Source organism: Arthrobacter sp. 9MFCol3.1 (assembly GCF_000620385.1).
Classification (GTDB): domain Bacteria; phylum Actinomycetota; class Actinomycetes; order Actinomycetales; family Micrococcaceae; genus Arthrobacter.
On the sequence record NZ_JIBJ01000009.1, the window covers coordinates 52,089 to 76,227 of the forward strand.

Here is a 24,139-nt window from a genome sequence, read left to right on the forward strand (position 1 = left end):
TCCCAGTCCGCTGGTGGCGGGCGTAGCATGCAGCTATGTCGGCAAGTGAGGAACGCTACCGGGATGCCCTCGAGGCCGCGGCCGGGCACGCACGCCGGTGGCTCGAGAGCCAGGGAACACGCCGGATCGGGCCGCAGGCCACGGCGGCCGGGCTCGCGGCGGACTTCGGCGGCCCGCTGCCCCAATCGGGGATGCCGGCCGCAGAGGTGGTGGACTATCTCGCGGCCAAGGCCGAACCTGGGCTAATGGCCATGCCGTCCGGGCGGTTCTTCGGCTGGGTCATCGGCGGCACACTGCCGGCCGCCCTGGCGGCGGACTGGCTGCTCAGCGCCTGGGACCAAAATACGGGGCTGCGCTTCGCCACGCCCGCCACCGCCGCGATCGAGGAAGCCGCCGGCAAATGGATCCTTGAGCTGCTGGGTCTTCCCGAGGAGTCCGACGTCGGCTTTGCCACCGGCGCCACCATGGCCAACTTCACCGGACTCGCCGCCGCCCGCTGGCGGCTCATGGCCGATGCCGGCTGGGACCTCGACGGCGACGGCCTCGCCGGCGCGCCCCGGATCCGCTGCTTCGTGGGCCAGGAGCGCCACGAAACCATAGACCTCGGCCTGCGCTATCTGGGCCTCGGGCATCCCACCGTGGTGCCCTCCGACCGCCAGGGGCGCATCATCCCGGCCGAGCTGGACTGCGCCCTGGACCTTGCGCTCAGCGCGGGGGAGGGCGGCCGCCCCGCCCCGGCCCTCGTGTGCCTGCAGGCCGGCAACCTGCATTCGGGTGCCTTCGACCCCTTCGCCGAGGCCATCGCCGTCGCGAAGGCGCACGGCGCCTGGGTGCACGTGGACGGGGCGTTCGGGCTCTGGGCGGCCGCGGTGCCCGAACTGTCCGCCCTGACCGCGGGACTCGGCCTGGCCGATTCGTGGGGAACGGATGCGCACAAGACCCTCAACGTCCCCTACGACTGCGGGATCGTGATCGTGCGCGACGCCCAGGCGCTGCGCTCGGCGATGGGGCTGCACGCCAGCTACCTGATCCAGGCCGCGGACGGGGCCGGGGACCCGTCCGAAAGAGTGCCCGAACTCTCCCGCCGGGCACGCGGCGTGCCGGTCTGGGCGGCGCTGAAATCCCTGGGCCGCGACGGCGTCGCCGGCCAGGTCCGCACGCTCGTGCACCGTGCCGCGCAGCTGGCCGAGCAGCTCGCCGCGCTGGACGGCGTCGAGGTGCTCAACGACGTCGACTACACCCAGGTGTCCCTGGCGTTCGGCGACGACGCCGTGACCCGCGCCGTGACGGAGACGATCATGGGCGATGGCCGGGTCTGGATGTCCGGGTCACGCTGGCAGGACCGCGACATCCTGCGGATCTCGGTGAGCAACTGGAGCACGGACGACGCCGATGTCAGCGTCGCCGTCGACGCCGTCCGCGACGCCTTGGCGGCCGTGCGGGGCTGACTGCGGGCGTTGTCCGGTTACGCGTGCGCGGAGATACGGACCGCGGTCACCTTGTATTCAGGGCACCCCGTTACCTCGTCCTCCACGGCGGAGGTGAGGCTGTTGACTGTTGCGCCGGGGAAGTGGAAGCCCGCGAAGACCTGACCGGGTTCCACATCGTCCGTGATCTTGAGCCTCAGGACCGCCATGCCATGCCGGCTGTCCAGCCGGACAGTATCGCCGTCTTTCAGTCCCAGCGCCGCCGCGTCCCCGGGCTCGACGTCGATCGTTTCGTCGGTGAGCAGGACCAGGTTGTCGGTCCGGCGGGTCATGCTGCCGGAGTTGTAGTGCTCCGCCCGGCGCCCGGTGACGAGCAGGTACGGATACGCCGCGTCGCACTGCTCGCCCGGCGGCAGGTACGGACGCGCGGCCAGGTGTGCCAGGCCGTCCGGGGTGGCGAACCGGTCCTGATAGAGCCGTGGTGTTCCGGGGGAAGCGGCGGACCCACACGGCCAGTGCAGCGGGCCGTCCCGGTCCAGGCGTGCGTGGGATATTCCGCCGAACAGCGGCGCCAGGCTGGCGCACTCCGCCATGGCCTCCTCCGGTGTGGGGCATCCAAGGTCCGCCCCCATGCCGGCCGCGACGGCGTGCAGCACCGCGAAGTCCGTGCGGACGCCGGCCGGGGGCGCCACCGCGGCCCTGACCCGCTGGAAGCGCCGGTCGAAGTTGACGAACGTGCCGTCCTTCTCGAGCCAGGCGGCCACGGGAAAGACGACGTCCGCTGCAGCGGCCGTGGGGGAGAGGAACAGATCGTTGCAGATCACCAGCGGGCAGGTTTCCAGGGCGGCCCGCACCGAAGCGCTGTCAGGATCGGTGGCGAGCACGTCCTCCCCGATCACCCACAGCGCCTGCAACGCCCCGTCCCGGGCGGCAGCGAACATCTGCGGGATCCGAAGCCCTGGCCGCGGCGGCACATCGGCCTGCCAGGTCTCGGCGCAGCGGGTCCGCGCTGCCGGGTCCATGACCTTCTGGTAGCCGGGCAGCAGGTCGGGCAGAGCGCCCATGTCAGACGCACCCTGGACGTTGTTTTGCCCGCGCAGCGGGTTCACCCCACCGCCGTCACCCGGCCCCACAGCGCCACGGAGGAGTGCCAGGTTGGACAGGGTCCGGACACCGTCAGTGCCGTGCCGGTGTTCGGTCACCCCGAGTCCGTAGAAGATTGCCGGGATCAGTGCCTGCCCGTACATCACGGCGGCGCGCACGAGGTCGCGCGCCGGGACACCGGAGATTTCGGCCACGCGTTCCGGCGGGTAGTCCTCAAGCAACCCGAGCAGCTCGTCGTGGCCGCTGGTGTGGGTTTCAAGGAAGGCGGTGTCCACGAGCCCCTCGCGGACCAGGAGGTGGGCCAGGCCGTTGAACACGGCCACGTTGGTTCCCGGCCGGGGCCGAAGGTGGACGTCGGCGTGCCGGGCCAGGAAGGTGCGCCGGGGATCCACCACCACCAGGCGGGCGCCATCCATGACCCGCTGGAAGATCCGTGAGCCGACGACGGGGTGCGCCGCCGTCGGATTCGCGCCAACCAGGAGGATCACGTCGCACCGGTCGAGGTCATCGAATGCATTCGTGCCGCCGCCCAGGCCAAACGTGGCGGCCAGGCCGGCTGCCGAGGGGGCGTGGCAGAGCCGGGCGCAGTTGTCCACGTTGTTTGTCCCCATGACGGCCCGGGCGAATTTCTGGGCCAGATAGTTTTCCTCGTTGGTGGCCCGGGCCGAGGAGATGACGGCGAATCCGCCCGGGTCCGTGTCCCGGATCCCGGCAAGCCTGGCGGCCACGTAACCCGTGGCGGCCTCCCACGACGCGGGCGCCAGGGTTCCGTTCCTGCGGATCAGCGGGGTTGTCAGACGCTCTGCTGAACCCAGGAACCCGTGGGCGAACCGTCCCTTGACACACGCGTGGCCGCGATTCACTGAGCCCTCACCGGCGGGCCGGACGGTCATGATCACGTTGTCACGGGTGGAGACCTCCAGGCTGCAGCCGACGCCACAGTACCCGCAGGTGGTCCGGGTCTGCCGTTCGATCGGCAGCATGTTGAGCAGCCCGGGCTCGGACAGGGCGCCGGTGGGACACGTATCCACGCACGCCCCGCACGAGACACAGTCGGACTCCGCCCAGGGACCACCGGTGCCCGGCGCCACCACCGTGCCGGCTCCGCGGCCCGTGAGGGTCAGGGCGAACGTGCCCTGGATCTCCGCGCAGGCGCGGACACACCGCCCGCAGGCAATACAGAGATCGCGGTCAAGCTTGACGTACGGGTGGGAGTGGTCAAGTCCGCGCTCCGGCGGCGTGACGGCACCAGACGCGGCTGTCACCCCGTAGTCGGCACATTGCCGGGCCAGTTCGCTGCGGTCGGCCGGGACATCCAGCGCCCGCGGCGGCAGCCCCGCGACGATGGCCCGCAGGGCATCCCGCCGCAACGCCCGGGACGCCTCGACGGCGACGCGCAAGCCGTCCTCCGCCGGGGTGCTGCAGGCGGCGGCCGGGCCCCGGCCAGTGACGTCGACCAGGCACGTACGGCACGAGGCCACGGTGGTGAGCCGGTCATCGTGGCACAACGTCGGGAGGGCCAGGCCGGCCGCCCGCACAGCATCGAGCAGCGTGGCTCCGGCCGCGACCTCGACCAGTCGGCCGTCGACAACGAGTCTCACGACGGCCATCCGTCCAGGCCGTAGACGCGGGCGAGGCTTAACACCGCGGCCGGCACCCGGCGGCCGAAAGCGCACAGGCTGCCCGCCGCCATCGTGCGCAGCACCTCGCCGCGTTCCCGGCGGATCTCCGGCCCGTCAGGCCGCTCCGACAGGGCCCGGCCGCGCCATGTCCCCACCCGGCAGGGCGAGCATTGCCCGCAGCTCTCCGCCGCCGCAAAGTCCCACAGGTTCCGCAGCACCTGCTCGCCCGAGAGCCGTTCATCGAAGGCGACGATCCCTGCGTGGCCGAGGGCCGCTCCCCGGCTGGTGAGGGCGGCATCGCTCAGGGGCACGTCCAGGTCGGCGGGGCCGAGGAAGCCACCCAGGGGGCCGCCGATTTGCAGGGCACGCAACGCTGCTCCGTCCCGAAGCCCGCCGCCGAGATCTTCCACGATCCGCCGGACCGGCGTGCCGATCTCCACCTCGTAGGCGCCGGGCCGGAGGAACCGTTCGGACAGGCAGGCGATTACCGTGCCGGCCTCGTCCGAGGTCCCCATCGCCGCGTATGCGGCTCCGCCGTGCTGCACTATCCACGGCACCGCACTGAGTGTTTCCACGTTGTTGACCACAGTGGGCCGTCCGTGGAGCCCCCGTGCGGTGGGGAACGGCGGCCGGGGCCGCACGACGCCGCGCAGGCCTTCGAGCCCGTTCAACAGGGCCGTTTCCTCGCCGGACACATACGAGCCCGCGCCAACAGCTACGTGGATCTCCAGGTTGAATCCGCTGCCTCCCGCGTCCGGGCCGATGTGCCCGGCAGCGCGTGCCTCAAGCAGCGCTTCCTGCAGGCGGGCGACGGCGTGGGGATACTCTGAGCGGACAAACACGACGCCGGTTTCCGCGCGGACAGCGAAGCATGCCAGGGCGAGGCCTTCGAGCACACGGTGCGGGTCCTGTTCCATGAGCAAGCGGTCCGCAAAGGAACCGGGGTCGCCCTCATCACCGTTGGCCACCACCACGCGCGGTGCAGGGTGGTCCAGTGCGGCCCGCCATTTGGCGGCGACGCGGAAACCGGCTCCGCCCCGCCCCACCAGCTGGGCGGATTCGACCTGGCCGAGGACATCTGCAGGTGTTGCTGCGGCGACGACGCCGGGCCAGGCCGACCACGGCGTAGAGGCTTCCAGCAGTCCGGCGGTCACCACGGGGAACGCACTGTCGCAGGACACCGGGATGGGCGGAGCCTTCCGCGGTGACGACCCCTCCAATTGGGCCGCCAGATCGGCCCCTGCACACGCGTCCTCGCCGTCGAGGGCTGCCGGTCCGCCGAAGCAGTAGCCCAGGCAGCGCACTTCCTGGAGCGACACGGCGCCGTCCGCGCTTCGGCTTCCCGCCTCCACGCCCAGCGCCGCCTCCACTTCCGCCATGTGCCTGCCGCCGGACGCCGCGAAGCAGGCGGCTGCACCGCAGGCCCTAATGTGCCGGGTTCCGCGCGGCGCGGAGAAGTCGGCGAAAAACGATGCCGGTCCCTCGGCCGCTGCGGCGGGCAAGCCGATCGCACGGGCGATCTCGGCCGGGGAGGTAACGGAGCCGCGGAGCAGATTCTTGATGTCCACGATGGGCCGCTCGAAGCGGGCGGCATACCGGAGGAAAGGATCGTCATTGTGCCGGCCCTCGTGCCCAGCAGGTTCGGCGGCTGAGCGCCCGCCACGGGGTTCGTGCATGTGTCCAGCCTTCTCCCCGGCACCCCCGGTCGGGTAAGAGCCAAAAGTCCCCGGATCGCCAAGTGCTGACGGAGCCGGCTGCGGCTAGCGCTGGTCCGCCGCCCAGTGGGCCATGTCCTGGCCCGGATCGGGCAGCTCCTGCGGGGCTGGCAGGCCGGGAAGCGTCCGGCCCGCCAGCGTGCTCGCCACCCACAGCGATCGGGCCAGATCGCCGTCATGGTGGCGCTGCGAGGCATACCAGAGGGCGTTCTCCACCTCGCGCGCCAGGCTCCACTGCCGGGCGGCCTCGGCGTCGAGACCGGCTGCGGCACTGAAATCCCCGCACCGCGCGAGCAGGGCCCGCCCGGGATCCCGCTGCGGCAGTTCCCGGAGCCTGTTCCACAGCACCGGGGCCACCGCGAACTCCGCCTCCCCGATCATGGGCTGGGGATCAATCGCAGCGTACTCCAGCGGCGCCGGTGTTTCCTTCCGGGTTCCCGGATCCGGCACGCCGGGACGGGCCAGGACGTTCAGGTAGTGCAGGTCCGCGTGGACCAGGACGTCTTTGCCGGACCGCCGGCCCACGGCGCCGCGGGTCTGGCAGACCTCCAGCGCCGCTTCGAGCAACCATCGCGGGAACGGCCGCCCCAGTTGCTCCCACGCCTCTGGGAATTCATCGCTCCACCGTTCGGCCCGTGCCGCCACGTGGTCGATTTCCAGCCACTCCGGCCGGCCGTCCGGGACCACGCTGAGCTGGCGGACCACGCCGCCCCACGCCGTCACCGCCGTGTCCAGCGGGACATCCAGGAGGGAACGGCAGGCGTCCAGGCGCTCCAGGAGCAGGGCGCAGGAACCGGCGTCGGCGGCCAGCAGCCTGACGGCGCCTTGGCCTCCCCACAGGGCGAGGGCGTGGTGTTCGCGGGTCGCCTCCTCGTGCGGAAACGCCAGCTTCAGGACCGCTGGATCGCCCTTGCCGGGGGACCCGTCCCCGTCCCGGCGCCGCACGGGGATGACGACGCCGCCGTGACCGTTCCAGGGAAGGGCGCCCGGTTCCAGGTCCGGGTCCAGGTCCCACTGATCGAGAAACTGTCCGATCAGGCCAGGAAGTGACGCCAGCCAGGCGCGTCCCGCAGGGGTCCGGGCGTAGCGGCGGGAGAGATCGTGCGGGATGGGGACGTCTGGGATCGGGCTCACGGGACCTATCGTAGGTCCCCGAACGGATGCCGCCGCGTTGGCGGGCTCCTGGTTGGCCGCGGGAGCCGTTAGACGATGCCGCTCGCTCCGAGGGCGCTGCCGATCGCGAACGTGGCCACCAGCGCCGCGGCGCCGCCGATCACCACGCGGATGGCTGCCTTGAGCTTTGAGCCGCCGCCAATCCACGCGCCCACGGCCCCGGTGGCCGCCAAGGCCACGAGCACGGCCACGAACGTCAGGGGGATCCTGATGTTTTCCGGCGGCAGCAGGATGGCCAGCATGGGCAGGATCGCGCCGATGAGGAACGCGAGGGCGGAAGCGAACGCCGCGTGCCATGGACTCACGATGTCGGTCTCGTCAATGTTGAGTTCGGCAGAGAGGTGGGCGCCGAGGGCATCGTGGGCCGTCAGTTCCTTGGCCACCGTCCGTGCCGTCGCGGGGCTGAGGCCCTTGCCCTGGTAGATCGCCGCGAGTTCCTCGAGCTCTTCCTCCGGCTGTTCCTGCAGTTCGCGGCGTTCCTTCTCGATCAAGGCATGCTGGCTGTCCTTCTGGCTGCTGACGGAGACATATTCACCGAGTGACATCGAAATGGCGCCGCCCACCACCCCCGCGGCGCCCGCAAGCAGGATTGCCCCGGTGTCGGTGGTGGCGCCCGCGACGCCGACGACGATCGCGGCGACGGAGACGATGCCGTCGTTGGCCCCCAGGACGCCCGCGCGGAGCCAGTTGAGGCGGTGCGCGAGGTCGTTGTGGTGGGGCTCGTTCTCATGAAGGGTTGCGGGGCCGGTCGTGTCCATGCCTACAGCAAACCACCCGGTCCGGGGCCTCGCCAGTATTCCAAGGCTTACCAAAATTAGCCGAGGCTTTCTCGGGCGTTCAGCCTGCGGGCTGCGACGGCGTTTCGGCGGCCGGCTGCGTTGGCATCGACGCACTTTCCAGGCCCGGCAGGGCGCCGGGATCCGCACCCCACCGCACCGCCCGCTTCGCGGACCCGAACAGGGCCGCAATGGCCCACTGCCGGGTCCCGCCCTCGCTCAGCGCCACGAGGTCGCCATAGACCGGCAGCGCGGCGGCTTCGAGGCCGGCGAGGCCGTCGGCGGGGGAGGCCAGGAAGGACGGGCCCAGCGCGTAGCCCGCCTCGCGTGGCGGCACCGCGGAACAGTGCAGCCGGCTAAGGGATTCCGCGCCGTCGAGGAGTGCGTCGTGGCGGGCGAGTTCCTCGGCCGCGGATTTCGCCGCGTCGCCGCCCAGCCGGGTCAGCGCCACCTGATAGCCGTAGATGGTCTGCGCTTCGGTCCGGACAGTGGCCGCCAGGGCACCACTGAGGCTGGCCGCGGCCGCAGACGGCTCTGCTGCGGACTCCCCAGCGGCCGGCACCGCCGGGGACGCGGACGGCGACGGGCAGGTGCCGGACAGCTGTGGCGGGGTCACGTCGGCCGCCGGGGCCGCCGTTCCGGTTTCGGCGGCGAGGGCGGACGCCTGCAGCAGCTGCGCGGTGCCGACGGCGGCCAGCAGCCGTGCCATGCCGCCGTCGGCCTTGGCAGCGTCCGCGAGGCGCTGGCGGCCACTGTCCGCCAGAGCCAACACCAGCCCGGCGGCGGTCGCCGGCCGTGATGCGGCGGAGGAGGTTGCCGGGGACGTTGCAGGGGACGTTGCCCCGCCGGAGGCGGAAGCTGCGCTGGCCGCGTCTGCAGGACTTTCGCCCGGCGCCAGCAGCGCTTGCGCCTGAAGTGTCAGCAAGGTCACAGTCCGCTCGACGGCGGGATTCCCGGCAGCGGCGGAACGGTCATCCGCGCTCTCCGCCGAGTTGTCTTTGGAGCCGTTCCGGGCCGCGGTGCCCAGCTGGCCGCCGGCGTCCAGCAGCTGCCGGGTTTCGGCCAATGCGGCGGCGCGCGCCTGCTCGGAAAAGGGCGGCTCCGCAGGTTCCGGCGGCCTGGCCGGCGTCAGGACCACCCCCAGGCTCACCACCACCAGGGCGAGGCACGCCATCAGCACGTAGCGGGGGAGCGACCGGGGAAAGTGATCCTGCCATCGCTTTTCCCTGGTGTCGTCTTTCACAACAGACCATGTTGTCATGCCGGCCCGGAACTGCGTGCACCACGCCGCCCGGAAAATCGCTAGGCTAGTACACACAACATCATCTAGCGGGAGGCGGCCGGCATCATGACCAACGCAGAAGCCACGACTTCAACAGACCGGACCGGGACGGGTAAGGCTGAAGCCGCAACCGTTCAAAATGTCGAGGCCGAGCGCCTTCACGCACTCCTGGAACCCGCAGTGCTGGCGAACCGGCTGTACCTGGAGGACGTATCCATCCATGTCGCCGGCGCCAACCGGGTGGTCCACGTAGTGGTGGACCTGCCGCAGGAGGAGACCGGGGGCGTCGGGCTCGACGTCATTGCCGAGATCTCCAAGACCCTCTCGGACACCCTGGACAACGATCCCAGCATGGACGCGCGCCCTTATGAGCTCGAAGTCTCATCACCCGGCGTCGGCCGTCCGCTGACCGAGGAGCGGCACTGGCACCGCGCCCGCGGGCGGATGGTCAACGTGAACGTGATCCAGGGCGACAACGTCACCGGAAGGGTCCAGTCCGTGGACGACGGCGGAGTCACCATCGTCCCGGAAATTGCCGTCAAGAAGGGCATGAAGCCCAAACAGGGTGAGCCCGTCAAGCTTCCTTTCGACAGGATCCGCAGCGGAAAAGTCGAGATAGAGTTCAGCCACCTCGAAGAGGCCGGCCTGGAAAAAGCAAACAATGGACCTTCTGAGGAGGCCTGATGGATATTGACATGAGCGCACTGAGACTCCTGGAGCGTGAGCGTGAAATCCCGCTGGATCTCCTGATTCCAACAATCGAGCAGGCACTGCTGGTGGCCTACCACAAGACCCCCGGCGCCTTCGAAAAGGCCCGGGCCGAGCTCGACCGCAAGAGCGGCCACGTGACCATCTGGGCCACCGAGATCGACGACGACGGCGCCCCGATCGGCGAGTTCGAGGACACCCCCGCAGGCTTCGGACGCATCGCGGCGAGCACCGCACGGCAGATCATCCTGCAGCGCCTCCGGGACGCTGAGGACGACAACGTCCTGGGCCAGTTCAAGGGCCGTGAAGGCGAACTCGTCGCCGGCACCATCCAGCAGGGCAACAACCCGCACATGATCCAGGTGAACCTGGGCACGGTGGAGGCACTGCTGCCGCCGCCCGAGCAGGTTCCCGGCGAGAAGTACATCCACGGCAACCGGCTGCGCGCCTTCGTGATCGACGTCCACCGCGGCACCAAGGGCCCGTCCATCACGCTGTCCCGCTCCCACCCCGGGCTCGTCCGGAAGCTCTTCGAACTCGAAGTTCCCGAGATCGCGGACCGTTCGGTCGAAATCGTGGCGCTTGCCCGCGAAGCCGGCCACCGCACCAAGATCGCCGTGAAGGCAAACACCCCCGGCGTGAACGCCAAGGGTGCCTGCATCGGTGAAATGGGTTCGCGCGTCCGGGCGGTCATGACCGAACTGAACGACGAAAAGATCGACATCGTTGACTACAACGACGATCCGGCAACCTTCATCGCCAGCGCCCTCTCGCCGTCGCGCGTGAATTCGGTCACGATCACCGACGAGGCGACGCGTTCGGCACGGGTGGTCGTTCCCGACTACCAGCTCTCGCTCGCCATCGGCAAAGAGGGCCAGAACGCCCGTCTCGCCGCCAAACTCACGGGGTGGCGAATCGACATCGTTTCCGACGCCGCCGTCAACACCGGCAAATAGCGCGGAGCACCCGCGCACTGACAAGCTGCGGGCCGCTGTCGCGGCCCGCAGCTTGTATGCGCTCTCACGGGTTAGCCGTGATTTCCAAGCTGACCGGCACGCCTGGGTTCGGGACCCGGGCTCCGGAGGGGCTAGAATAGACATGACCGCGCCTAACGGCCGGTATCCGTGTGTCTTTGGCGCGTCTGGGTTTTTCCCGGATTCCAGGGACGCAGTGATTCACCAAGCAGTTGAACTGGCAGGAAGATACTCGAACGTGGCACATGTGCAACACCTCGGGAATCAGCCGCAGCGCACCTGCATCGGATGCCGACAAAAAGGGTCGCGGTCGGAGTTACTCCGGCTCGTCGCCGGCGCCGGTGGTTCGTCCGCCGTCGTGGTCGATGAACGACGCCGGATGGCTGGCCGGGGAGCATGGCTGCACCCCAGCGAAAAGTGCCTGGCACTGGCGGTCAAACGCCGAGCGTTCGGCCGCGCCCTCAACGGCGCAGCCGGTACAGCCGACGTTGAACGCCGGATCGCTGCCGGCACGGAAGCCGTGGGCACCCCGGTGGCCACAGCAACAACCGTCCAACCTGAAAGCGGGTCAGAAAACTGATGGAAACCCGATGAGTTCCCAGCGATGAGTGCGCAACGATGACAACTTTGTTGCGCTCTGCAATGGGCCTTTCAGCTGCATTCGCGGCGGAGGCCCGCAGTAAGAAGTAGACGGTTCGTGCCTGGCTCGGTGCGGACCGAGACAGGAGAAATGTGGCCAAGGTCCGCGTACATGAGCTTGCTAAAGAGCTCGGTATTACTTCCAAAGATGCAGTAACCAAACTGCAGGAACTGGGCGAATTCGTTCGCTCCGCCTCGTCAACAATCGAGGCTCCCGTTGTGCGGAAACTGCGCAACGCTTTCCCCGACGCCCCCGCAGCTTCGAAGTCCGAAGCTCCGGCGTCCGTCCCCCAGGCATCTGCCAGCCCGGCAGCGACCCGTCCGGCGCCTGCGCCTGGCCCCGCTGCGCCCAAGGCTGCAGAACCCAAGGCTGAAGCTCCGGCTCCGGCCGCTGCGGCACCTGCCGCCGCGCCCGCCGCACCGGCAGCCCCCGCCGCCCAGGCTCCGGCAGCCCCCGCTGCCCAGGCCCCGGCCGCACCCTCGACGGGCGTCAAGCCCGGCGCGCGTCCGGCTCCCAAGGCTGAAACCCCGGCTGCTCCGGCACGCCAGGGCGGCTCTGCACCGCGTCCGGGCGGTCCCCGTCCCGGCAACAACCCGTTCGCCACGTCCCAGGGCATGCCCCGCGGCCGCGGCGGCGACAACGAACGTCCCTCGCGTCCGGGCAACAACCCGTTCGCTCCTTCCCAGGGCATGCCCCGTCCGGGCGGAAGCCGCACCGAGGGTGAACGCCCCGGTGGTCCGCGCCCCGCAGCAGGCGCAGGCGGCCCCCGTCCGGGTGGTCCCCGTCCGGCGGCAGGCGCGGGCGGTCCCCGCCCCGGCGCCCCGCGTCCGGCCGGCGCTCCCGGCGCTGGCCGTCCGGCAGGAGCCGGCGGCAACCGCCCGACTCCGGGCATGATGCCTAACCGCACCGAACGTCCCGCACCCGCTGGTGCCGGCCGTCCCGGCGGCGGCCGTGGTCCGGGCCGTCCGGGTGGCGCTCCGGGTACCGGTGCTCCCGGTGCCGGTGGCGGCGCTCCGGCCGGTGGCGGCTTTGGTAAGGGCGGTCGCGGTCGCGGCGGCACCCAGGGCGCCTTCGGTAAGGGCGGCGCAGGCCGTGGCAAGCAGCGCAAGTCGAAGCGTGCCAAGCGTCAGGAACTGGAGCAGATGAGTGCTCCGTCGCTGGGTGGCGTGAGCGTACCCCGCGGCGACGGCAACACCGTAGTCCGGCTCCGCCGTGGCTCGTCCATCACGGACTTCGCCGACAAGATCGAGGCAAACCCGGCAGCACTGGTGACGGTCCTCTTCCACCTCGGCGAAATGGCCACGGCCACGCAGTCGCTGGATGAAGAGACCTTCGCCCTGCTCGGCGAGGAGCTTGGCTACAAGCTTCAGGTTGTGTCCCCGGAGGACGAGGAGCGCGAGCTGCTCTCCACCTTCGACATCGACTTCGACGCCGAACTGGAAGCCGAAGGCGACGAAGACCTCGAGGCACGTCCTCCGGTTGTCACCGTCATGGGTCACGTTGACCACGGTAAGACCCGTCTGCTCGATGCCATCCGCAAGTCCGACGTTATGGCGGGCGAGCACGGCGGCATCACGCAGCACATCGGTGCCTACCAGGTCACCCACGCCCATGAAGGCATCGATCGGAAGATCACCTTCATCGATACTCCGGGCCACGAGGCGTTCACCGCCATGCGTGCCCGTGGTGCGAAGGTCACCGATATCGCCATCCTGGTGGTCGCAGCGGACGACGGCGTCATGCCGCAGACCGTTGAAGCCCTCAACCACGCCCAGGCGGCCAACGTGCCGATCGTCGTGGCCGTGAACAAGATCGACAAGGAAGGCGCCAACCCGGACAAGGTCCGCGGCCAGCTGACCGAGTACGGCCTGGTTCCGGAAGAATACGGTGGCGACACCATGTTCGTGGAGGTCTCTGCCCGCCAGAACCTGAACATCGACGAGCTCCTCGGCGCCGTTCTGCTCACCGCAGACGCTGCCCTGGACATGCGCGCCAACCCGAACAAGGACGCCCGCGGCATCGCGATTGAAGCCAACCTGGATAAGGGCCGCGGTTCCGTGGCCACCGTCCTGGTTCAGTCCGGTACCCTGCACGTCGGCGACACCATCGTGGCAGGCACGGCCCACGGCCGCGTCCGTGCGATGTTCGACGACGACGGCAGCGCCCTGACCGAGGCCGGCCCGTCCCGCCCCGTGCAGGTCCTGGGTCTGTCCAACGTCCCGCGCGCCGGTGACACCTTCTTCGTGACCGCTGACGAGCGCACCGCCCGCCAGATCGCCGAGAAGCGTGAAGCCGCCGACCGCAACGCCGCCCTGGCCAAGCGCCGCAAGCGCATCAGCCTGGAAGACTTCGACCAGGCCGTCGCCGATGGCAAGATCGACACCCTCAACCTCATCCTCAAGGGTGACGTGTCCGGTGCCGTGGAAGCCCTCGAAGACGCGCTGCTCAAGATCGACGTCGGCGAGGGTGTCCAGCTCCGCGTCATCCACCGCGGTGTCGGTGCGATCACGCAGAACGACGTCAACCTGGCAACGGTCGACAGCGCCGTCATCATCGGCTTCAACGTCAAGCCCGCCGAGCGTGTTGCCGAACTGGCAGACCGCGAAGGCGTGGACATGCGCTTCTACTCCGTCATCTACGCTGCAATCGATGACATTGAGGCAGCCCTCAAGGGCATGCTCAAGCCGGAGTACGAAGAGGTCCAGCTTGGCACCGCCGAGGTCCGCGAAGTGTTCCGTTCCTCCAAGTTCGGCAACATTGCAGGCTCGATCGTCCGCTCCGGTGTCATCCGGCGCAACGCCAAGGCCCGCATCAGCCGCGACGGCAAGATCATCGGTGACAACCTCACCGTTGAGACGCTCAAGCGCTTCAAGGACGACGCCACCGAGGTCCGCACGGACTTCGAGTGTGGTATCGGTCTTGGCTCGTTCAACGACATCACCGAAGGCGACATCATCGAGACCTTCGAGATGCGCGAGAAGCCGCGCGTCTAACGTGTAGCTTCGCGGGTGGGGCCGTCGGAATTTTTCCGGCGGCCCCGCCCCTAAGCTGGGCGGCAATGGATCTGCGATCCATTGCCGCCCAGCTTCGGCAGGCCCGATGCCACTCCCAGGCCGCCGAAAAAATTCCAACGGGAGTCCGTCGTTGACTCACCGTAGTGCGTGGCAGAAAACTGAAACGAGCGACCCCGCCTAACAGGCGCCGTCGTACATCCAAATTTTTAGGAGTGGAAATGGCTGATCCCGCACGGGCTGCCAAGTTGGCGCAGCGGATTAAGGTTGTCGTTGCTGAGGCGCTGGGCCGGAGGGTGAAGGATCCCCGTCTGGAAGGCGTCACCGTGACCGACTCGCGGGTGACCAACGACCTGCAGCACGCGACTGTCTACTACACCGTGTTCGGTGACGAAGTGGCCCAGGCCGATGCCGCCAAGGGGCTGGAGAAGGCCAAGGGCGTGCTGCGGCAGGAAGTCGGCCGGAACATCACTGTTCGGCTGACTCCGACGCTCGAGTTCGTGGCCGACCAGATCCCCGTCAATGCCTCGAACCTTGAGGAACTGCTCCGGGCGGCGAAGAAGCGCGACGCCGAGGTGGCCGCGCTTGCCGAAAGTGCAAAGCACGCCGGCGACGCCGATCCTTACAAGAGCGACACGCCGCAGGACGTGGAGCTCGACGAGGACGACTTTGACGAAGAGGACCTGGACCTCATCGACAACGACGCCATCGATGAGGACCGCAACAAGTAAGAATTCTTTCCACAGCAGGGGCCGGAACCGGTAACGGATCCGGCCCCTGCTGTTTTCGTTGGTGTTCCGGGGTGCCTGTTCCGGCGGAGGACGCGGTGGCTGCCGTGACGAGGGGGCGGCGGCGGGCCGGGGGACCTTCGACCCTATGCCCTTTCTAGGGCGGGGAGTCCCATGGAACCATGACTGCAGGTATGCGGGGAGGCGCCGGAGCGCCGTGGATTCCAGCCTGATCAAGTGCCCGCACTGCGGGAAGACCAACCGGATTCCTGCGGCCGCCGCCGGGCATCCGCGCTGCGGAAGCTGCCGCCGGGACCTGCCGTGGATCGTGGCGGCGGGAGATGCCGACTTCCCTGTGGTTGCGGAGCAGTCGTCCGTTCCGGTGCTCGTCGACTTTTGGGCGGCGTGGTGCGGCCCGTGCCGAATGGTCAGCCCGGTGCTGGACAAGCTGGCGCAGGAAAGGGCGGGGACGTTCAAGCTCGTGAAGGTCGACGTCGACACGTCCCCGGGGCTGTCCCGACGGTTCGATATTCAAGCCATTCCGACGTTGCTGCTCATCAAGAACGGCGCGGTGGTGGCGCGTCAGGCCGGGGCGCCGCCGGCCGCGGCCCTTCGCAGCTGGCTCGACGATGCACTGGCGGCAAGATGACGTCGAGATGACAGATTACGGCAGTGCGCGGGCACAACATTGCCGCCAAATGCCATCTCGCCATGCACTAGCGGCGTCTTGAGCGCCCTCGGGCTCCCAGGCCGCCGCCGAGTACGGGGGATCCCATGCCCAGCAGGTAGCCGAAGTCGTACCAGTTCCCCGCACGGGCGGAGTTATAGAACGGGAATTCACTCCAGAACCCGAATACATGGGCGATCAGGACGATCCATGCCGTCAGCCCATTCCAGAAACCCCACAGCAGGTCTTGCCACCACACGATGTACTCCCTCGGCTGGAAATCCACGGCGCCCTGACGGGCCAGGGCGGCCCGACGCCAGGTTGGCGGGCCAGCCCGGAAGCGCCGTGAGCTCAGGCTAGGGCGCCGGCGGGTCCGGCGATAGGGCCGGTGGACCTGTCGCTGCCCGCTGCCGGCCTACGTGCAGGGATGCGCCCGAGGCCTTCCACCAGATCGGCCTGGCTGCCGCAGAGCGCGATCCGGATCCAGCCCTCGCCGATGGAGCCGAACGCTGTGCCGGGGGCGAAGGCCACGCGGGAGTCCGTCAGGAAGCGGCGCGTCCATGACCGGACATCCCCGCCGCTGGCATGCGAGACGTCCGCCCACAAATAAAACGCGCCTTGGGCCGCGAGGTAGGGGATGCCGTGGGCGCGCAGCACCGCCGAGGCCGCGTCGCGGTTGGCCCGGTAATGGGCATGGGCGTGGCTGACGTAGTCCTGCGGGCCGGTCAGCGCCGCCAGCGCGGCGTACTGCGACGGCGAGGCCACGCAGGACACGATCGACTCCATGACGTTGTTCATCTTCTGCTCCAGCCCCGGCGGGCAGATCAGGGCGCCGATCCGCAGTCCCGTGAGCCCGTAGGTTTTGGAGAGCGTGAGCGAGGTGAAAACGCGTGCTTCGCCCGGGACGTCGCTGTCAAAGCGGGCCGGGCTGACGTGCGGGACATCGTAGGTGAACGCCTCGTAGCATTCGTCGGAGATGACCCACAGATCGTGCCGCCTTGCCAGCTCCACGAGACGGCGTGTCAGGTCCTCGCCCAGGACAGCGCCGAGCGGATTGGACGGAGAATTCAGGATCAGCACCTTGGTCCGGGGCGTGATGAGCGCCTCGATGTCCTCGATCCGCGGCTGGAAATCGTGCTCCGGGTACAGCGGGTAGCGGACCGGGACGGCGTGCAGCAGGCTGGACGTCATCGCGAAGGTGGGGTAGCCGGGATTGGGGATGAGGATCTCGTCCCCGGGGGAGAGCAGCAGGCTCATGGCGAAGTGCAGGCCCTGCTGGGCGCCGTCGACCACGTAGACGCGCTCCGCGCCGACCGGCGTCGCATTGTGTTCACGGAAGCGGGCGGCGAAGGCCTCCCGCAGGGCGGGGATCCCGGCGTTAGGTGTGTAGTTGGTCTCGTCCCGGTCGAGGCACGCCATGCCGGCCTCGAGGACGTGGCGGGGGACTGCGAAGCCCGGCTCCCCGATACTCAGCACGATCGCACCGGGGGTTCCCCAGGCGGCTTCGGTGATCTCACGGATCTGGTTGATCGGGACGTCGCGGACATGTGCGGCAAGCTCGGGCATGTGTGCCATCCTAACGCCCGGCATCCGCGATGCCGGCGGGACTGGGCGTCGGGGCAGGGCTGGCCCGCATATACTGGGAGGCGTGCTTTCTGGACTGGTGATAGTAGACAAGCCGCAAGGTTGGACCAGCCACGATGTGGTTGGACGGATGCGGCGGATCGCCGGTACCCGAAAGGTCGGCCACGCCGGGACACTGGATCCGATGGCCACCGGCGTTCTGGTGGTGGGCATCAACAAGGCCACCCGCCTGCTGACCTACATCGTGGGCACGTCCAAGACCTATACGGCCACCATCAGGCTCGGTGAATCCACCGTGACGGACGACGCCGAAGGCGAGGTCACTGCCACCCGCAGCGCCGCCGGGGTCACCGAGGACGCCGTCCGCGCCGGCGTCGCGGCACTGACCGGGGAAATCGACCAGGTTCCCAGCAGCGTCAGCGCCATCAAGGTCAACGGGGAACGCGCCTATGCCCGGGTCCGGTCCGGTGAAGAGGTCAAGCTCGCAGCCCGGCCCGTGACGATCCACCGCTTTGAGATCCACGAGACCCGTCCTGTCCACGATGGGGAGGCCCTCGACGTGGACGTCACCGTGGAGTGCTCCTCCGGAACCTACATCCGTGCCCTGGCCCGCGACCTCGGTGATGCCCTCGGCGTCGGCGGCCACCTCACGGCACTGCGCAGGACCCAAGTGGGACCGTACACCCTTGACCAGGCGCACACCCTCGAACAATTGGCCGAGAAGCTGGACGTCCTGGAGATCTCGGACGCCGCCCGGGCACTGATGCCGAACCGTGAACTGAGCGAGGCGGAGACCACTGAGATTTCCTTCGGCCGCAGGATCGCCGCTGGAGCCTCGGCCGGCACGCCGGAGGCGGCGACGGCGGACAAACCCGCGGCGGCGTTCGCGCCGGACGGTTCGCTCGTGGCCCTCCTGGCCGATGCGGGAAGCTACGCCAAACCTGTGCTGGTCTTCGCACCGGACAATGAAAAGCACGGCAACGACAAGCAGCCCACAGAAAAGCCAGCCACAGAAAAGCAGCCCACAGAAAAGCCAGCCACAGAAAAGCAGCCCACAGAAAAGCTGGCCGGCCAGTAGTGGACGCGTATTTCTACATCATTCTGGTGGTTGGCCTGCTCTCCAGCGTCATCTGCGTCGTCGCAGGCATCCTGAAGAAGGCGCCCAACGACACGACGATACTGTCGGTCGCCGCCGTCGAACTTGCCCTCCTGGTCTATCTGGTGGGTTCGATTGTCCGGGTGGCCAGCGGCGAGCGGATCGCGGGGGAGTCATGGGAGTTCTGGGGCTATCTGGCGACGGCGATGATCCTCCCGATCGGGGCCGTGTACTGGTCCATCCTGGAGCGGACCCGCTGGAGCAACTTTGTCCTGGCCGCCGTCGGCGTCACCGCCCTGGTGATGGCGGCCCGCATGAACCAGATCTGGTATTGAGATGGAAGAGGCAGAAAACGTGAGCGCAAACTCCCCGCACGACGGCATCCGGAACCCGGCGGGGCCGGATTCCCGGACCACCGGGCCGGCGGACGCTGGATCCGCCGAAGCTGCGCCGGCGCTGACCGATACCCGCAACACCGGGCCGGGACGGCTGCTGATTGCTGTCTATGCCATCTTCGCGATTTCGGCGACGGCCCGGGCCGGCTACCAGATTCTCACGAAGTTTTCCGAGGCACCGCTGGCGTATCTGCTGTCCGCGTTCGCCGCCGCCGTCTACGTCGTGGCCACCGTGTCCCTGGCGAAGCCGGGGCGCACCGCGTTCAAGGTCTCCGTGGCGGCAGTCCTGGTGGAGCTCGTGGGCGTCCTGGTCGTGGGAGCACTCAGCGTGTTCGACTCGGTGAACTTCCCGCACGAGACGGTGTGGTCCCTGTTTGGCCGCGGCTACGGATTCATCCCGCTCCTGCTGCCGATCCTGGGACTCATCTGGCTGTACCGCCGCCGGCCCGCGCCCCGCAAGGCCTAGGGCGGGGTGGTCCGCGGCGGGACGACGACGGATCGTCCCGTCCCGCGCCGGGACTTCACCTAACGACCAGCGGGGGTTGCCCCTTACTCCGGACTTGTCAGGCGCAAGGCCTCGGTGAGCCTGCTTCGCAGCCCGGGCCAAGCCGCGCCGAAGCCCGGGTGCAGTTGCATGCTGGCGACGGCGTCAATCCCCACCCACTGCAGTTCGAGGCTTTCCGGATCACTGATTGCGGCATCGAAGGGCTGCAGGGCTTCGGCGACGACGGTCGTGTACGTCCAGTAGCCGACGTCGAACACTGACGTAAACAGGACGCGGACGTTCTCCGGCGGCACGGCCGCTTCTTCCTGTGCTTCCCGCAGCGCGCCGTGGATGGCCTCTTCCCCTTGGTGCAAGGCGCCGCCGGGGAGCCCCCACGTGCCGCCTTGATCGCTCCATAGCGCGCGGTGCTGGAGCAGGACCCCCTTGGCGGGGTCGTGGACCAGGAGCCCGGCGGATCCGAACCGACCCCAGAACCGCCCCCGGTCGCCCTCAACCCAGGCATCGCCTGGATCGCGTGGGCCCAACGGGCGGCGCGGATCGCCCGGCAGCGGTGGTGCGAACGGTGATTCCCCGGCCTGGGGCGCGGCTGTGCTGTCCATCCCTACAGCTTGCCACGCACCGGTCCTTGGGAGGGCGGGTGGCGTACGCAGTGTTACGTGCACGACGCGCACTGGGGTGCACTGAGGTGGTCCCTCCACTATGAGTCGCGCGCGAGAGCAGAATCGCTTCCGCTATTCCTGTCGGACCCCTCTGGAAGAGTTCAGCTATGGAAGCCATTGGAGAATTCATCCCGGATCGGGCCTCGTGGGCCGGCCCGGCTGTATCCTCCCGGCTTCCGCGCCCGGCTGCAGTTCCCGGCGCGGCTGAAGCAGGAGCAGGCGGTGCTCTGGGCGCCGCGGGTGCGGCGGTGGACTCGGCGCTGGGGGCGCTGCGCTCTTCGAGCCCAATGGTGAATGCCGACGCTGCCCGGTTCGGCCTGCGGGAGGCCGCGGACTTTGCCGGCCGGGTCGAGGACCTGTCCCGCACGGTCGAATACTTCCAGCTCGTTGCCGCGGCCGCGGTGGAGCGGACGCGCCAACAGGCCGCGTTGACCGCGCCGGCCGCCCACGGCTGGGGCGCGGAAGCGGCCGGTGCGGGCTGGCTCACGGGCTGGAAACAGGATTCCGACGCTGGAGATGGGCCGGCGACCCTGTCTGCCGCGGCGGACGATGGCTTCCGGAACACCACGGAGTTTTTGCGGGCGCGGCTGCGGATCAGCGCCGCCGAGGCCCGGCGCCGGCTGACGCTCGCCGCCGAGCTGCTGCCCCGCACCGGCAGCGGCAGCCATACCGGGCCGCCGGTCCGGGAGGAACTCGCCGCCGCCGTCGCGTCCGGAGACGTCGCCTCACGCGCCGCAACGCTCATCACACTCGCCCTGGAGCGGGTGCGGCACAGCTGCCTCCCCGAGGCCGCCGCCACCATGGAACATGCCCTGACCGTGACGGCCATCGACAACGACGCCGACTTCCTGGCCCGGATCGCGCGCCGGTGGACGGAGGCCTTGGACCAGGACGGCGCGGAACCCTCCGAGGAACTGCTCCGCCGGATCCAGGGCGCCTTTATCCGCAAACCCCGGCACGGCCTGCGGCACCTCGAAATCTTCGCCACCGCCGACCAGTTCGAACACCTCGTGACCGTTATGAACACCGCCACCAACCCCCGCATAGATGGTGGCGACCGTGCCGGGGGCGGACCGGCAGGGCATCCAGTAAGTGCGGTGGCCTCAGTGTTCGCCGAGGACGGCGAAGCACCACCGCTGGACCTCCGTTCCCGGCCGCAACGGCTGCTGGACGGCCTCGTCGGTGCCTGCAAGGTTGTCCTCGCCACGGGAGGTCTTCCCGCCGCAGGCGGGCTCCGGCCGCAGGTCATGGCCACCATCGACTATCGGGACCTCGTCCAGCGGCTCGGCAGCGCCGGCAGCGACAACGAGGGCGGCACGGGATCGCTGCTGTTTACCGGCCCCATTGCGGCGTCCACGGTGCGCAAGCTCGCCCGCGACGCCGACATCATCCCCGTCGTCCTCGGTGGGAAGGGCCGGGTCCTGGACATCGGCCGCGCCTCCCGCGTCTTCCCGCCGCATATCCGCAAGGCCATCACGGCCCGGGACCGGGGCTGCGCGTTCCCGCAATGCACGATTCCGGCGCCGTGGTGCGAGGCCCACCACATCACCTACTGGTCCCGCGGTGGGACCACCGGAACCGAGAACGGAACCCTGCTTTGTTCCCATCACCACCATGTGATCCACAAGGAACACTGGAGCATCCAGCTCAAAGCCGGGATCCCCTGGTTCATCCCACCCCCGCACCTCGACCCAGCCCAGACGCCCCGACGGAACACGTACTTCCGCCTGGAATGAACCTCGCTACATCTGACACTGCGCCACAACTGACATTCCGGTACTCCTGAACCGGCGCCTCGTCCGGTCCCGCATTGCGCCAAACCTTTCGGCACGGCTACTTCTGCGCGGGGGAGGTTTCGGTCGGGGACGTTTCGAACGGGAGGGGCGTGCCGACGTCGAACGGAACGGCACCCTGCGCCGGCGTCACGGTAAACCAGTAGCCGTCCTGCTCGGTGGCATAGATCAGCATCCGCCGGCGCCCGTCGAGTGGATCGCCTTCCGGATAGGACACCCCTCCGGTGCACGTCACCGGCATCGAAGCGATGCGGAGCGGCCCTGGCCCCGGATCGCCCTTCAGGACGTCCTCGACCTCCACGAGATGGATATGGGCCGTGTAGCCGTAAATTCTGGTTTCCGACTCGGTGCCCTGCGGTGTCCCGATCACTACCAGGGTCGCCTGCCGGAACTGTTCCTGGGCGGTCTCGAAACGGATCCAGTCGACGCAGGTTTCGGTCGTCGAGCCCGGCAGCAGACCGCATCCTGCCATCAGCAGGCAAAGGATCCATCCCATCAACCCGAGCTGCACCGGCCTCCGCATCTTCAGAACCTAGCGGCTCGGAGCGGGAACGGTCCAGAGTAGAGGCGGCGCCCATCCCTGCACCGGGCCGAAAGCCCCAAGCATGCGCGCCCGGGCGGGCCTAGGGTGGAGGCATGGACCAGCGCAGTCTGATGCTGCGGGCAGTGAAGACGATCCACACCCTTGCCTGGCTCGTGATCGAGGCCTGTATGGCCTACGTCCTGTACGCCGGCATCACGGGCCGCAATGACCGGAAGACGAGGGCTGCCGCCGTCGTGGTCGCCGGCGAATCGCTGATCTTTGCAGGCACCGGCTTCCAATGCCCGTTGACCGTCGTCGCGCAAACTCTTGGCGACGGCTCGGGCTCCGTCACGGACATCTACCTGCCGCGGTGGTTGGCGAATATCCTGCCCGGGCTCCACGTCCCCCTCATCCTCGTCGCCGTGCTGCTGCATTGGCGAAATTGGCGGAAACAAGCGGTGCGCGATAGCGAGCGGCGGCTTCTGCTCGGGCGATAGTGCGCGCCCGCCTCACACCTTCGACCTGCCGCCGCCTAACCCTGGTCCCGCCGGCGGGGTCTTTGCGGGGCTGCCCCGGGTGCCCGGCGGACCGTCCGGGAGTTGCCCGGATTGCGGGTAATCTTAGAGAGTTCCGGAGCCGGCACGGTCGCTCCGGAGGAGTTCATGGCAGGCAGCAAAAGGCGAGGTTGATGGTCCACATCTGGAACGATCTGTCCGAGGTCCCGGCGGACTTTGGTCCGTCGGTGGTCACGTTCGGCAATTTCGACGGCGTGCACCGCGGCCACCAGCAGGTGCTGTCGCAGCTCATCCGTACCGCCCGGTTGAACCACGCACGCGCCGTCGCCATCACCTTCGACCCGCACCCCGCGCAGGTACACCGCCCCGAATCGGCTCCCGAACTGATCATGGGGCTGGAGGACAAGCTCGTGGCCCTCGGAGAGCTCGGCCTCGACGCCGTGCTGGTCATGAAGTACTCGCTGGAGCTCGCCAGCCTCACGCCCGAGGAATTCGTCGCGACAGTGCTGGTCGACAGCCTCAAGGCCAGCCATGTGGTGGTCGGCCACGACGCCCGGTTTGGCCGCGGCAATTCCGGCGACCTCTCCACCATGCAGCAGCTGGGCAAGAAGCTCGGGTTCGAGGTGCTGGTCATCAGCGAGTTCGGCTCAGAGGGCTTTCCCATCCACGACGACGACGGCACGGACCGCCGCTGTTCGTCCACGTGGGTGCGCGAGGCACTGCGCGCGGGCGACGTTGCCACCGCCGCTGCCGTCCTCGGCAGGCCGCACCGGATGCGCGGCGAGGTGGTGCACGGCGCCGCACGCGGCCGCGACCTCGGCTTCCCCACCGCGAACCTCGCCTCGACGGCTACCGGGTACATCCCCGCGGACGGCATCTACGCCGGCTGGCTCGTGGACCAGGCCGGCACGCGCTGGCCCGCCGCCATCTCCGTGGGCTCGAACCCGACGTTCGACGGCGTGAGCCGCCAGGTCGAGGCCCACGTGATCGACCGCCCGGAAGAGTCTCCCGACGACTTCGATCTGTACGACCAGACAGTTGTGGTGGAATTTGTCGCCAGGCTCCGCGGCATGGTGGCGTACCGTGGGGCTGAAGCTTTGGTGGAGCAGATGCGCCTGGATGTCGTCCAGGCCCACGACCTTCTGTTCGCCCGCTGAAAACCGGGCCGGATCGGCGTCGGCCCCCGCGCTGACAATGTTCTGATTCACTGGAGCCGCGCGCTGATTGGCAGCCATGTGGCAA

The 24,139-nt window shown here is 68.9% G+C and carries 22 protein-coding genes; 13 read left to right on the forward strand and 9 right to left on the reverse strand.

Annotation, left to right across the window (positions count from 1 at the left end; translation table 11 throughout):
* Positions 1–35 precede the first annotated feature (35 nt).
* Positions 36–1,448, forward strand: a complete 1,413-nt coding sequence (locus C560_RS0111250; RefSeq protein ID WP_026538281.1) for a pyridoxal phosphate-dependent decarboxylase family protein — start codon at positions 36–38, stop codon at positions 1,446–1,448.
* 17 nt (positions 1,449–1,465) lie between these two features.
* On the opposite strand, the gene fdhF is transcribed toward C560_RS0111250, so the two are convergent.
* The 5 genes from fdhF to C560_RS0111275 form a co-directional block, all read right to left on the reverse strand.
* Positions 1,466–4,141, reverse strand: coding sequence for a formate dehydrogenase subunit alpha (gene fdhF / locus C560_RS0111255; RefSeq protein WP_197026142.1), 2,676 nt, complete (start codon positions 4,139–4,141; stop codon positions 1,466–1,468).
* Complete coding sequence (locus C560_RS0111260) at positions 4,129–5,829, reverse strand: NAD(P)H-dependent oxidoreductase subunit E (protein WP_026538283.1); 1,701 nt, start codon at positions 5,827–5,829, stop codon at positions 4,129–4,131. Before C560_RS0111260 ends, fdhF begins: the two co-directional genes overlap by 13 nt.
* An 84-nt stretch (positions 5,830–5,913) precedes the next feature.
* On the reverse strand, positions 5,914–7,002 hold the full coding sequence (locus tag C560_RS0111265; protein WP_026538284.1) for an aminoglycoside phosphotransferase family protein: 1,089 nt from the start codon (positions 7,000–7,002) through the stop codon (positions 5,914–5,916).
* A 68-nt stretch (positions 7,003–7,070) separates the two neighbouring features.
* Positions 7,071–7,799, reverse strand: coding sequence for a VIT1/CCC1 transporter family protein (locus C560_RS0111270; protein WP_018774506.1), 729 nt, complete (start codon positions 7,797–7,799; stop codon positions 7,071–7,073).
* Between the two features lie 79 nt (positions 7,800–7,878).
* The gene (locus tag C560_RS0111275; RefSeq protein ID WP_197026143.1) at positions 7,879–9,060 is read right to left on the reverse strand and encodes a ferritin-like domain-containing protein; all 1,182 of its coding nucleotides are present in this window, start codon (positions 9,058–9,060) and stop codon (positions 7,879–7,881) included.
* 105 nt (positions 9,061–9,165) lie between these two features.
* Here C560_RS0111275 and rimP point away from each other — a divergent pair, with 105 nt between their 5' ends.
* From rimP to trxA, 6 genes are all read left to right on the forward strand, one after another.
* Positions 9,166–9,783, forward strand: coding sequence for a ribosome maturation factor RimP (rimP, locus tag C560_RS0111280; RefSeq protein WP_018774504.1), 618 nt, complete (start codon positions 9,166–9,168; stop codon positions 9,781–9,783).
* The gene (gene nusA, locus C560_RS0111285) at positions 9,783–10,763 is read left to right on the forward strand and encodes a transcription termination factor NusA (protein WP_018774503.1); all 981 of its coding nucleotides are present in this window, start codon (positions 9,783–9,785) and stop codon (positions 10,761–10,763) included. The genes rimP and nusA overlap by 1 nt, the downstream gene beginning before the upstream one ends.
* Positions 10,764–10,905: 142 nt before the next feature.
* Entirely contained in the window at positions 10,906–11,361 is a 456-nt protein-coding gene (locus tag C560_RS0111290) for a YlxR family protein (RefSeq protein ID WP_081801684.1), read from the forward strand.
* A gap of 152 nt (positions 11,362–11,513) precedes the next feature.
* Positions 11,514–14,414, forward strand: a complete 2,901-nt coding sequence (gene infB, locus C560_RS0111295; protein WP_026538287.1) for a translation initiation factor IF-2 — start codon at positions 11,514–11,516, stop codon at positions 14,412–14,414.
* Between the two features lie 239 nt (positions 14,415–14,653).
* Complete coding sequence (gene rbfA / locus C560_RS0111300; RefSeq protein WP_018774499.1) at positions 14,654–15,163, forward strand: 30S ribosome-binding factor RbfA; 510 nt, start codon at positions 14,654–14,656, stop codon at positions 15,161–15,163.
* Between the two features lie 214 nt (positions 15,164–15,377).
* Positions 15,378–15,809 carry a thioredoxin gene (trxA, locus tag C560_RS0111305; protein WP_026538288.1) on the forward strand — a complete coding sequence of 144 codons (432 nt, stop codon included), beginning with the start codon at positions 15,378–15,380 and terminating at the stop codon, positions 15,807–15,809.
* Positions 15,810–15,876: 67 nt separating this feature from the next.
* On the opposite strand, the gene C560_RS0111310 is transcribed toward trxA, so the two are convergent.
* A complete protein-coding gene (locus C560_RS0111310) occupies positions 15,877–16,086 on the reverse strand; it encodes a hypothetical protein (RefSeq protein ID WP_028278246.1) in 210 nt (69 codons plus the stop codon).
* Positions 16,087–16,178: 92 nt separating this feature from the next.
* Complete coding sequence (locus tag C560_RS0111315) at positions 16,179–17,393, reverse strand: pyridoxal phosphate-dependent aminotransferase (protein ID WP_026538290.1); 1,215 nt, start codon at positions 17,391–17,393, stop codon at positions 16,179–16,181.
* A gap of 82 nt (positions 17,394–17,475) precedes the next feature.
* Between C560_RS0111315 and truB the strand changes: the two genes are divergently transcribed.
* Genes truB through C560_RS0111330 form a run of 3 tightly spaced genes read left to right on the forward strand, consistent with a single transcriptional unit; the run spans position 17,476 to position 19,368 of the window.
* Complete coding sequence (gene truB / locus C560_RS21650) at positions 17,476–18,489, forward strand: tRNA pseudouridine(55) synthase TruB (RefSeq protein WP_231494322.1); 1,014 nt, start codon at positions 17,476–17,478, stop codon at positions 18,487–18,489.
* A complete protein-coding gene (locus C560_RS0111325) occupies positions 18,489–18,842 on the forward strand; it encodes a hypothetical protein (protein ID WP_018774493.1) in 354 nt (117 codons plus the stop codon). Before truB ends, C560_RS0111325 begins: the two co-directional genes overlap by 1 nt.
* A gap of 1 nt (position 18,843) precedes the next feature.
* The gene (locus C560_RS0111330) at positions 18,844–19,368 is read left to right on the forward strand and encodes a hypothetical protein (RefSeq protein ID WP_026538291.1); all 525 of its coding nucleotides are present in this window, start codon (positions 18,844–18,846) and stop codon (positions 19,366–19,368) included.
* Between the two features lie 83 nt (positions 19,369–19,451).
* On the opposite strand, the gene C560_RS0111335 is transcribed toward C560_RS0111330, so the two are convergent.
* Positions 19,452–20,006, reverse strand: a complete 555-nt coding sequence (locus tag C560_RS0111335; protein ID WP_026538292.1) for an NUDIX domain-containing protein — start codon at positions 20,004–20,006, stop codon at positions 19,452–19,454.
* Between the two features lie 167 nt (positions 20,007–20,173).
* Between C560_RS0111335 and C560_RS0111340 the strand changes: the two genes are divergently transcribed.
* Positions 20,174–21,802, forward strand: a complete 1,629-nt coding sequence (locus C560_RS0111340) for a DUF222 domain-containing protein (RefSeq protein ID WP_081801685.1) — start codon at positions 20,174–20,176, stop codon at positions 21,800–21,802.
* 97 nt (positions 21,803–21,899) lie between these two features.
* Here the strand turns inward: C560_RS0111340 and C560_RS0111345 are convergent, their stop codons facing one another.
* On the reverse strand, positions 21,900–22,355 hold the full coding sequence (locus tag C560_RS0111345) for a hypothetical protein (protein ID WP_026538294.1): 456 nt from the start codon (positions 22,353–22,355) through the stop codon (positions 21,900–21,902).
* A 140-nt stretch (positions 22,356–22,495) separates the two neighbouring features.
* Between C560_RS0111345 and C560_RS0111350 the strand changes: the two genes are divergently transcribed.
* Together C560_RS0111350 and C560_RS0111355 are read left to right on the forward strand one after the other, a co-directional pair.
* Positions 22,496–22,879, forward strand: a complete 384-nt coding sequence (locus tag C560_RS0111350) for a hypothetical protein (protein ID WP_018774489.1) — start codon at positions 22,496–22,498, stop codon at positions 22,877–22,879.
* A gap of 191 nt (positions 22,880–23,070) precedes the next feature.
* On the forward strand, positions 23,071–24,054 hold the full coding sequence (locus C560_RS0111355) for a bifunctional riboflavin kinase/FAD synthetase (RefSeq protein WP_026538295.1): 984 nt from the start codon (positions 23,071–23,073) through the stop codon (positions 24,052–24,054).
* Positions 24,055–24,139: the final 85 nt, after the last annotated feature.